Annotated in this window: 10 protein-coding genes; 9 read left to right on the top strand and 1 reads right to left on the bottom strand. The window is 39.7% G+C overall.

Annotation, left to right across the window (positions count from 1 at the left end; all coding sequences use genetic code 11):
- Positions 1-120: 120 nt before the first annotated feature.
- From AC27JL_RS00370 to AC27JL_RS00380, 3 genes are all read left to right on the top strand, one after another.
- Positions 121-1,488 carry an MFS transporter gene (locus AC27JL_RS00370; RefSeq protein WP_487194525.1) on the top strand — a complete coding sequence of 456 codons (1,368 nt, stop codon included), beginning with the start codon at positions 121-123 and terminating at the stop codon, positions 1,486-1,488.
- A gap of 20 nt (positions 1,489-1,508) precedes the next feature.
- The gene (ssb, locus tag AC27JL_RS00375) at positions 1,509-2,210 is read left to right on the top strand and encodes a single-stranded DNA-binding protein (RefSeq protein WP_006793117.1); all 702 of its coding nucleotides are present in this window, start codon (positions 1,509-1,511) and stop codon (positions 2,208-2,210) included.
- A gap of 218 nt (positions 2,211-2,428) precedes the next feature.
- Positions 2,429-4,111, top strand: a complete 1,683-nt coding sequence (locus AC27JL_RS00380; protein WP_487194526.1) for an EAL domain-containing protein — start codon at positions 2,429-2,431, stop codon at positions 4,109-4,111.
- Between the two features lie 61 nt (positions 4,112-4,172).
- Here AC27JL_RS00380 and AC27JL_RS00385 read toward each other — a convergent pair whose 3' ends face one another.
- Positions 4,173-5,081: a 1-aminocyclopropane-1-carboxylate deaminase/D-cysteine desulfhydrase gene (locus tag AC27JL_RS00385; RefSeq protein WP_487194527.1), complete on the bottom strand. Its 909-nt coding sequence runs from the start codon at positions 5,079-5,081 to the stop codon at positions 4,173-4,175.
- A 175-nt stretch (positions 5,082-5,256) separates the two neighbouring features.
- Between AC27JL_RS00385 and AC27JL_RS00390 the strand changes: the two genes are divergently transcribed.
- The 6 genes from AC27JL_RS00390 to AC27JL_RS00415 all read left to right on the top strand — a co-directional run bounded on the left by AC27JL_RS00390 (position 5,257) and on the right by AC27JL_RS00415 (position 11,259).
- Positions 5,257-5,778 carry a type II secretion system protein gene (locus tag AC27JL_RS00390; protein ID WP_487194528.1) on the top strand — a complete coding sequence of 174 codons (522 nt, stop codon included), beginning with the start codon at positions 5,257-5,259 and terminating at the stop codon, positions 5,776-5,778.
- Between the two features lie 374 nt (positions 5,779-6,152).
- Complete coding sequence (locus AC27JL_RS00395) at positions 6,153-8,201, top strand: formylglycine-generating enzyme family protein (RefSeq protein ID WP_058428262.1); 2,049 nt, start codon at positions 6,153-6,155, stop codon at positions 8,199-8,201.
- 131 nt (positions 8,202-8,332) lie between these two features.
- Positions 8,333-9,376 (top strand): rod shape-determining protein, encoded by a 1,044-nt coding sequence (locus tag AC27JL_RS00400; RefSeq protein ID WP_002958401.1) that lies wholly within the window; start codon positions 8,333-8,335, stop codon positions 9,374-9,376.
- On the top strand, positions 9,376-10,218 hold the full coding sequence (gene mreC / locus AC27JL_RS00405) for a rod shape-determining protein MreC (protein WP_006793122.1): 843 nt from the start codon (positions 9,376-9,378) through the stop codon (positions 10,216-10,218). The genes AC27JL_RS00400 and mreC overlap by 1 nt, the downstream gene beginning before the upstream one ends.
- Positions 10,211-10,690, top strand: coding sequence for a rod shape-determining protein MreD (gene mreD / locus AC27JL_RS00410; protein ID WP_487194529.1), 480 nt, complete (start codon positions 10,211-10,213; stop codon positions 10,688-10,690). Before mreC ends, mreD begins: the two co-directional genes overlap by 8 nt.
- Positions 10,690-11,259 (top strand): Maf family protein, encoded by a 570-nt coding sequence (locus AC27JL_RS00415; protein WP_039036275.1) that lies wholly within the window; start codon positions 10,690-10,692, stop codon positions 11,257-11,259. Before mreD ends, AC27JL_RS00415 begins: the two co-directional genes overlap by 1 nt.

Genomic DNA, 11,259 nt, shown 5'->3' on the forward strand with positions numbered 1-11,259 from the left:
TAATACGCTGCAATATTAATCCTTGATCATGAAAAATCCTTAGCTTTAAGCGATTAATTATTGCCAAGCTTGTGGTAGAATCCTTGCCTAATTTTTTCACATCGTAAGATTTTGCTGATAATGACTGCATCTTCACTTAATTCACGAGAAAAGCGCGCCGCTGTATCGCTAGCGAGTGTGTTTGCATTTAGAATGCTCGGCTTATTTATGCTGATGCCGGTATTAGCGATTTATGGTCAGTCGCTTGACGGCTTTTCACCTATTTGGATTGGCTTTGCTATTGGTGCGTATGGCCTAACGCAGGCTGTGTTGCAAATACCTATGGGCCGTTTGTCAGACAAAATAGGCCGTAAAAAAGTTATTATTGGTGGCTTAATTGTGTTTGCTATTGGCTCTGTCATAGCCGCATTAGCTGAATCTATCCAAATGGTAACTTTGGGGCGTGCATTACAAGGCATGGGCGCTATTGCTAGTGCTTTGCTTGCATTTGCCAGCGACTTAAGCCGAGACGAACAGCGACCCAAAGTAATGGCGGTTATAGGTATGAGCATAGGCATGAGCTTTGCTTTTGCTATGTTATTAGGGCCTATTGTTGCCGCGTCGTGGGGTGTTGCTGGCGTTTTTTGGCTAACAGCAATACTTGCGGTATGTGGTATTTTTATTATTACGTTTTTAGTGCCCAAAGCGGTTAATAAAGCCCCCAAAGGCGACACGCTTGCAAGCTTTAGCGATATTAAAAAACTGATTAAACACCCGCAGTTAGCACGCTTAAATGCCGGTGTATTACTGTTGCATTTAACATTAACAACCATTTTTGTTGTGTTACCCAGCCAGCTAATAAAAGAAGGCCTAGCGGCAGAACAACATTGGTATTTGTATATTCCAGTCTTGCTCTTAGCATTTCTATTAATGGTGCCCATTATGATTGTGGCCATAAAAAAAGAAAAAGAAAAGCAAGCATTTATAAGTTCTGTAGCGCTGTTAACAGTCAGCATGCTTGCCATGTCAGTATGGATTAATAGTGTGGTAGGAATTGCAATATGTATGTTGCTTTATTTTGTTGCGTTTAACTTTTTAGAAGCAACAATGCCCGCGCTTGTATCGCGCTTAGCGCCTGCTAGCCAAAAAGGGTCAGCCATGGGCGGGTACTCGTCTAGCCAGTTTTTAGGGGCTTTTTTAGGTGGTATTTTAGGTGGTTACGTAGCACAAACAATAAGTACGCAAGCTGTGTTTGCGGCAGCGGCACTTGTTGGGTTAATATGGCTTGTTGTTGCGTGGAAAATGGAAGTACCACCCAAAAGTAAAGTTATTAGTTTAATGACCAAATTAAGTACTGAGGAGCATGCCCAAACACTGGCTTCTCAGTTAGTTGCTTTACCCGGTGTAATAGAAGCAACAGTAGTACGCGACGAAAGCCGTAGCTACTTAAAGATTAATGATAAAGAATTTGACCTAGACCAAGCGCGAAAAGTCGCTGGTTTAATCTAACGTTTATAGGAGATGGTTTCATGGCACGCGGTGTGAACAAAGTAATTTTGGTTGGTAATTTAGGGCAAGATCCTGAAGTTCGTTACATGCCTAACGGTAACGGTGTAGCAAATATTACCTTAGCAACTTCAGACAGCTATAAAGATAAAAACACTGGCCAAATGGTTGATAAAACTGAATGGCACCGTGTTGTATTTTTTGGAAAACTGGCTGAAATTGTAGGCGAATATTGTCGTAAAGGTTCACAAATATACGTAGAAGGTAAACTTCAAACACGTAAATGGACTGATCAACAAGGCCAAGAAAAATATACCACAGAAATCGTTGTTGACGGCTTTACAGGTCAAATGCAAATGCTAGGTGCTCGCGGTGGAGACCAGCAAAGTGGTGGCGGTTACCAAGGCAATCAAGGTGGCCAGCAAAACAGTGGTTATCAAGGTAATCAAGGTAGCCAACAAGGCGGTTATTCACAAAATAATCAAAACCAGCAAGGTAGTTATGCACCACAGCAGCAAGCTGCACCTGCTGCACAGCCTCAATCGGCGCCTGCACCACAGCAAAATAACCAGTATCAGCCACAAGGCGGTGGTTTTGCTCCACAGCAAAATAGTGCACCACAGCAGCAAGGTGGTTTTGCACCTAAGCCTCAAAATGCACCACAAGGCGGCGCATCAAATCCAATGGAACCAACAATAGATTTTGACGACGACATTCCGTTTTGACCTAAGACAAAAAACAAAATGTTTAAAAGTTTTCTAGAAAGCCGCTATTAAGCGGCTTTTTTATGTCTTTCACTCCATCAATGTTAGCCAATTTTCTCGTGTTGCTAATAATGGTAATTAGCTTAAGTACTGTTTTACATTTAAAGTTAATTGGCTACCTTGTGCTTATGGCTTTTTTGAACAACACTTTAGTGACTAATATTACGTGTGGGTGAGTTATGTCTAAGGGACAGTATTGGTTATTAAGATATTTTAAGCCGATTTGTTTGGTCATGCTTGTTGTATCGCTTATTGGCTTTAACCTCATTTTAAGCAATGCGTTACATTTAAAAGTACATAGCGCTGGCCAGCAGCTCACAAAGCAAGTTTATGAGTTACAATTAAATGCCCCTTTGAATCAAAAAACACTGTCTGTTTTAGCACAAAGCAATGGCTTTATGCTTGCACCTGAGTCGTCTTCCCTCCACTTTAAAAACATTATAAAGCCGCAGCTTGAGGTGTTTTCATATAAAACATTGAACTTAGGCCTTTACCATTCACCTGTGTGGATAATGGAAAGCTACTTATTTATTTTACTTAACCTGGTGATAGTGGGTGCCGCTATTTCATTATACTGTTGGGGAAGCGCTGCTAACTTTAGACAATTAAAACACCGAAGTCGTCATCACAAGACGACAAAATTGACTAGTAGTATTTCCAATTTAAATGTGGTTAAAAATGTTGAAAGTGAGGAGTTAGCCTCACTATATGCTGCCGCTGAACAGTATCATAGTTTGTTTGTTTTGGTCAGTTGGGAGTGTAAGTTTGACAAAAATACCGACTTAGAAACTAGTTTTAAAGTTTTTATTCTAAAAGGTATTCCAGAGATAAAAAAAGTAGCTGTGAAACTTATTAATCCAGACAAGCTAACCATTATGCTTTACAACGTACCTATTGCAGAGCTTGATCGGTACACGGAGCGTTTGCATAAAATAATTTTTAATGTGTGCCAAAGCCATCAAAAAAATACGACTCGTAAGCATGTTAAATTGGGTGCGTGTAATTTTCGTCTAGGAGCTGATCAATCAAAGGTTTTGCAAATAGCGCAGTCGGCCCTAACGCTTTCAAAAAATAGTATGTTATTACACCGTCACCGGTTGGCGCTGAGCAAAAGCCAAGAAGTGTTATTTTGTAATGAGCAGGTTATAAACAATATTAAGAAAAATAAATTTATGCTGTCTTTTCAGCCTGTTTTCGATCTGATTAGTGGTGATATTATCCAGCATGAGGCGTTAATTAGAGTAAGACACGACATGCATGGATTACTAGCTGCTCAGTATTTTATTAACCAAGTTGAGAGGAAAGATGACGCGTTAATTCTAGATAAGGCGGTATTGTCGCAAATACTAACACTTGTAATGGCAGAGAAGTCGCCTTTGAGCGTAAGTATTAATATGCATCCTAAAAACTGGCTTAACAATGAGTTTTGGAGCTGGTTAACCACGCAAATGGATAAGCTTAATCTAAGCTGTCAATTACAGTTTGAAATGAGTGAGTCTTTCTTTTGCAACAACAAAAATGCGTTAGCAAATACGTTAAATATAATAAAAAAACACAGATCTAATATTATTATTGATAATGTGAAAACGAGTGAAAACATTCCTTTGCTTATTCACTGTGAAGAGGTAATAGGCTTAAAGCTAAGCTATGAACTCGTTCACTTAGTTAATGAGAAATCGCATAATCAAAAATGTATTAAAGAGATTGTTAATGCAGGTAAAATGTTAAACCTTCCTGTTTATGCCGTAGGCGTTGAGACTCAAAAAGAGCTCATTATGTTAACTAAATTGGGCGTTGCTGGCGCACAAGGTTTTTATTTTTCGGAGCCTTTACAAGAGCTAACTCAGGCTGTTTTTCATTAAAATATTTAAGCTTTGTAAATTAACGCCTTATGCAGTGGGACTTAACCGAAAAGAAGTATGCCTAAATAAGTTTTCTGTATTTAAGACCCTCTAGCCCCTGCAAGCCACCGGTATGAATCGCAATTATTTTACTGCCAGAAGGAAAATAATCTTGCTCTATTAGTTTCCATATTGCGTACATCATTTTACCACTATAAATAGGCTCTAATGGTAAATTATGTTTAATATCCATATGTTGGCAAAACGCCCATAACTCAGGGGTAAATTTGCCGTAACCACCACCATGAAAGTCGCAAAGTAATTGCCAGTTAGTATGTGATTTTGCTTTGCAGCTTAGCTCCCGGACTTCATCTATTAAATATTGCGCTTGCTTTAAAACTGCAATTCCTATTATTTGTGTTGCTGTATTACTTCCCTCAATTAACCCTGCTAATGTCCCTCCGCTTCCTGTGGGGCAAATTAGGTAATCGTGTTCTGGTAAACTTTGTGCAAGCTCTGCACAACCAGGTAATGCGTAGGTATTTGTCCCGCCTTCGGCAAGAATATACGCTTCTGGAAACTTCTCTTGAAGCTCAGCAAGGTATTGTGAATCGTTTCGTAACTTATATTCAATGCGATTAACAACATGAAGCTGCATGCCACACTGCTGTGCAAATTGAATTGTTGGGTTGCTTAGATCTAAGTTAGGCCCGCGAATAATCCCATGTGTTTTTAAACCAAAGATTTTTCCAGCTGCGGCGCATGCATGTATGTGGTTTGAAAACGCCCCACCAAAAGTAAGTAGCTCAGTTTTATTCTGCGACTGCATTTTTAATAAATTATATTTTAGTTTGCGCCACTTATTCCCATTTATTAGAGGGTGAAGCAAATCATCTCGTTTTACTAGTAACTCAATGCCTTTACTTTTTAACCACGGATCATCAATTGTTTGCGTAATAGTGGTTTCATTTATTTTGAAAGATGCAGGCATTTTTTCTCAATTAAAAGGATTAATAAAATACATGACCAATTTTATAGCTTATAAACAAAAGGGGCTATGCAAAATTACGACGGATTGTTGTGTGTAACAGTGCGTTGATTAAATTTTGAGTAGCTAGATTGGTAAACATGTTTTAAAGTTAACCAATTGTAAAGGGAGTTTAGTTATGAAGAAGCAATTTCAAGAAACAATACTTATAAAAAAACAGGTTGGCTTTTCGTTACTGCAGCTAATAATTGTTATTGTCACTTTTGGTGCGTTAGCTGTTTATTTTGCCCCGCGCTTTTTAAACCTTCAAGGTGAGGCACACGCATCCATTCTTGAAACACTGCAAGTATCAATTCAAGCTGAAATAAGCGTTGTACATGGAAAAGCCATTGTAAAAAGTGTGCATAATAAAGCTAATGCTAGTATCGAGCTTGATTCAGAAAAAATGGTTGATATTGTTTACGGCTACCCTGCTGCAACCGAGGCCGCTTTTAGGGCATTTTTAGATACTAAGTTTGCGAGTGATAATACTGGGGAATTTAATATTACTAGCAACCCACAAGTTGCAAAAGCTATTATTTATCCCAACAGTTATTCTGCAGTGGATAATTGCCGTATTGAATATGTTGAAGCCAAAAAAAACACTAAACAAAATATAATTACTGCGCCCGCTTTAAGCGTATTTACGTCTGAGTGTTAGTACAAAAAATAAGTGTTTATAAGTTTGCTAGTTTATTTGATAACGTTATTTTTAATGGTTAACGGTTAAATAACGCAAATACGCTAGCTTTAATACAAAGTGACACTTAACGGTGATCAATAACCTAAAATAAAATAGTTTCACTGTTAAGTGTAAGCTTATGAATTTAATGAGAATCTAAGCATTGTTTCACAATTTATCGGGTTTAGAGTAAATGATCAGGTTATTTACTAGCGTGAAACGGGCGAATAGTTGTAAACTAAGATAATAATTGAACAAAGCTTGTGTTTTGCGCTGCAAGTACATAGCATAAGACTTTAATTATAAAAAAATAATAACGACCAAATAATTGCCGCTTTTTGGGACTGGAATATATGCGAATTACTCCTTTATCTCTGTTAATTACAGCTAGTTTGTTAGCAAGTAGTGCATTTGCACAAGACACAGCTACCGTAACTGGAATTGAGTCAGAGATTAGTGTTAAACAGACAGAATACGATAACTCGACAAGAATACTTGATAAACATTTAAAAGAAGAAAGTCAGTTACAAAATCAATTAGAGCTACTTCGTTCTCGTTCTACTGAGCTAGATAAAGAAAAAAACCAAGCGCTCGACGCGATGAACGAAATGTATCGCCGTTTAATTGATGATCCATCAATAAATATTACAAGTGCTCAATCTCGCTATCAACAGGCGGTAGTTGATCACAAGCAAAATAAAGATGATATCTCTATGCAGTTGGCGGCAATTGCATCTCACCGAAAAGATATTGAGCAAATACGAGTTGCTAAGCACACTTTACTAAATACCTTAGAAAGTTTAAAAGAGCAGTTAACAACGGCTCGTGTTGAGCGCTTGCGTAACGAGTTTACGCGTGAAGGTACGCTTGAGGTTAACCATACAATAAATTGTAAGCGCACCGAAACACTTGCAGCCTGTGAGCAACGTGGTCAGCAAATGGGTTTACAAAAAGCAACCAAACGCTTTGTAGATCAAATTTTTGCAAACTTAACCGAAGAGCGCATAGTTGAACCAAAACGCAATTTAGCAGGGGCGCAAGTACAAATTTTAAGTAGCCATGTGGTTAACAGTGCGTTTAGCGGCCAAGGTAATTACAACGTTAACTTAAGCGTTTCAATGCGCGGCGAAGTAAATAGCAGCCGTTTATGTAACCTATTAAGTATAGATAACCGTTATTGTTCAGAATACGGTTCACCGCTAAATACAGCTTACCAGCCAACTTATGGCACTACCTATTCAGATAGTCAGTTAACATTCAGCAATAGCGCGGATAATAACAATACAGTTTCGGTATCGCGTTTAAACAACAAGCCTGTACGCGATTATTCTGTTAAGCAGCCAGTTCAGTCTAAACCTGATTACACGGTTGTTGAACAAAAAAAAGATCAGTCGGTAGAGTTAACACTTCGCTCTAATGTATACGATGATGAAGTATTCATTAACGGTGTAAGCTTTGGTTCTACTCGTTTAATTACGCGTTTACCAAAAGGTGTGCATGAAATTGAAATTCGTAAATTAGGTTACAAGCCTTACCAAGCACGTGTAAACCTAAATAAAGCGCAAACAATTAATGCTAACTTAGTAAAAAAGCCTAAGTCGATTGCTGCACCGACCTATACTCGCGAGCAACCAGAAACACAAACACGCAGAGTAAGCGAAAATGTTAACGTTTTAAACGCAAATGTAGAAACACCTGTTGTGGTTATTCCTGCTGGCAAATTTAAAATGGGTGATATCAATGGTAACGGATTAGCTAATGAGCGCCCCGTTATTGAAAAAGCCATTGCTAACTCTTTTGCTATGCAAAGCAAGGAAGTGACTGTAGGCGACTATGAAAAATTTGTTGCTAATACGGCGTATAAAACAGAAGCAGAAATAAATAAAGGCTGCGCATATTATTTAAATGGCGAGCCAGTATGGGAAGCGGCTTTAAACTGGCGCAATCCTGGCTTTGAACAGGGCAGTGACTTTCCGGCTGTATGTTTAACTTATAACGATGCAAAAGCATATGCTGACTGGTTATCTGGCCAGACAGGGCAGCAGTTTCGTTTACCTAGCGAGGTTGAGTGGGAATATGCAGCTCGTGCAGGTACAGAAACTGAGTACCCTTGGGGTAACGAAATTGGTAAAAACTTAGCTAACTGTGGTTGGTGTGGTAGTGAATGGTCAAACAAGCGCGCAGCACCGGTTGGGTCTTTTTCTCCAAATGCGTTTGGACTTTACGATACGGTAGGTAACGTATGGGAATGGACCGGTAAAAAATCAGGTGAATCGGATGTGGCAGTAAGAGGCGGGGCATGGAACTTTGCACCAAGCCTTGCACGCGTATCAACACGATTAATTTTAGCGCCTGATTTTAGATCAAACTACATTGGTTTTCGCTTAGTTCGCGAGAGATAAAATTATAAGGAAGCATTGCTTCCTTTTTTAACAAATTCACAAAGGCGCTGCACTTTATATTGCTCATCAAAATGAGCATGTTAAAGTGAGGCAGCTAATATAAGAACGTATTTCAAAGGTCATCCAGCCTCATGTTTAAAAAACTCCGTGGTATTTTTTCTAACGATCTGTCGATCGACTTGGGTACAGCCAATACCCTAATTTATGTAAAAGAAGAAGGTATTGTTCTAAACGAGCCTTCAGTTGTTGCTATCCGTCAAGAGCGTGCTGGTGGCCCTAAAAGTGTTGCATCGGTAGGTACCGAAGCAAAACAGATGCTAGGTCGTACGCCGGGTAATATTAAAGCAATCCGCCCAATGAAAGATGGTGTAATTGCTGACTTTTATGTAACAGAAAAAATGTTACAACACTTCATCAAGCAAGTGCATAACAATAACTTTATGCGCCCAAGTCCGCGCGTACTTATTTGTGTACCATGTGGTGCAACGCAAGTAGAAAAACGCGCAATTCGTGAATCTGCAATGGGCGCCGGCGCTCGAGAAGTTTACCTAATTGAAGAACCAATGGCTGCGGCAATTGGTGCGGGTTTACCGGTATCAGAAGCAACAGGCTCTATGGTTGTTGATATTGGTGGTGGTACAACTGAAGTTGCTATTATTTCACTAAATGGTGTTGTTTACTCATCATCAGTACGTATTGGTGGCGATAAATTTGACGAAGCTATTATTAACTATGTACGCCGTAACTTTGGTAGTTTAATTGGTGAAGCAACCGCTGAAAACATTAAGCACCAAATTGGTTCTGCGTTTAAAACAGATGAGCCAATTGAAATCGAAGTACGTGGTCGTAACTTAGCTGAAGGTGTTCCACGTTCATTTACGCTTAACTCACATGAAATCTTAGAAGCGCTTCAAGAGCCTCTAATGGGTATTGTAAGTGCAGTAATGGTTGCCCTTGAGCAATCGCCACCAGAGCTTGCATCAGATATTTCTGCGCACGGTATGGTACTGACTGGCGGTGGTGCACTATTAAAAGATTTAGATCGCTTATTAATGGAAGAAACAGGCATTCCTGTTGTTGTTGCTGACGACCCATTAACGTGTGTAGCTCGTGGTGGCGGTAAAGCATTAGAAATGATTGATGTTCACGGTGGTGACGTTTTTAGTTACGACTAATGAAATTAATGTTTGGGCGCACTGTCTCTTTGCAACTGCGACTTTTTGTCGCAGTGCTTTTGAGTATCGTACTCATAGCAGGAGATAGGTACACAGAAGGTGGAACCGTTGTGCGCACCAGTTTAAATACACTGGTTAGCCCGCTTATTTATGTTGCCAACTTACCTTATGAGTTATTTAGCATTGGCGCTAAAAGCTTACACACGCGAGATCAACTCCTTACTGAAAACGAAGCACTGAAAAAAAAGCAAATGCTACAAAGTGAGCAGCTGCAACAGTACCAATTTTTAGCCAGAGAAAACCAAAAGTTACGTGCATTACTTGGTTCGTCAGCAAAACAATCTAATCGTAAAATTATTGCACAAGTATTATCGGTTCACTCAAACCCATATAGCCATCAAGTCGTTATTAACCGTGGTACTACAGACGGTATAAGCGAAGGGCAAGCGGTAATAGACGAAATGGGGGTGGTAGGGCAGCTTACTAAAGTAGGTTCCACTACGTCGCGCGTATTATTGATGACCGATACAACTCACGCAACACCTGTGCGCATACTTAGAAACGACGTACGAACCGTAGTTGAAGGCATTGGTAAAATTAACGTGGTTAAGCTTTCGCATGTTCCACACAGCTTAGATGTGCGTATTGGTGATGTATTGGTGACTTCAGGGCTTGGGGGCACATTTCCTGAGGGGTATCCTGTCGCCATTGTGACAGAGATTAACCGAGATGAAGGTCGTCCATTTGCACAAGTATATGCAGAGCCTATTGCGTTGCTTGACCGTATTCGCTTACTTGTAATTTTATGGCGCAGTCAGCAGGAGCAAATAAACGATGATTAACCGTTATCCATTGTTAATTGCGCTGAGCATATTTTTTGCTTTAATTATGGCGCTAATGCCGTTGCCATTTTCGTTTGAACCATTTAGACCTGATTGGGTCTTATTAGTACTTATGTATTGGTCATTGGCCGTGCCACATCGGTTGAATATTGGTACTGCTTGGGTGGTCGGTTTACTCATTGATTTAGCGTCAGGCTCACCTTTAGGTGTTAACTCGCTGACATTTTCGGTATGTATATTTATTACCGCAAGTAACTTTCAAAAAATTCGTAACTTCTCGCTTTGGCAGCAAAGTTTGTTAATTGGTTTGTTTTTAACGCTGTATCATTTAATGCAGTTTTGGCTAAACCATTTTTTGCTTGGTGTTTACTTTAACCCACAATACTTATGGCCGGTATTTACTGGCATGGTAAGTTGGTTTTGGGTGTTTTTATTACTTCGTAAATACCGCAGACATTTTAGGATCAGATAATGAATACTGCCGTATATCTGGCATCAGCTTCTCCTCGTCGTAAAGAGCTATTGGCTCAACTTGGTATCGAATTTTCGCAATTTAGTGTTGATGCAGACGAGAGCCAACTCCCTAATGAGCTTCCTCATGCCTATGTAGAGCGCTTAGCGAGGCTAAAAGCGTGCTCAGGTGTCAAACTTGGTTACACAGACCGTCCAGTTTTAGGTAGTGACACAGTCGTTGTTATTGATAATGAATCGTTGTGTAAACCACGCGATGAAGCCGATTTTACGCATACACTTAAACGCCTGTCTGGAAACACTCACCAAGTACTAACCGCTATTGCTTTTGCGACTGAAGATAAAGTGCTTAGCCAAGTTATCAGTACCGATGTGACATTTAAAAAACTGAGCGATGAAGAGATTAAAGCCTACTGGCAAAGTGGTGAGCCACAAGATAAAGCCGGTGGTTATGGTATTCAGGGGCTAGGTGGTCGCTTTGTTACACATATTGCGGGTAGCTATTTTAGTGTTGTCGGTTTACCTTTATATGAGACTGAACAATTATTACACGCATTTTTAAGAGGGTAG

The organism is Pseudoalteromonas sp. 4NS20-0020, from assembly GCF_057554385.1.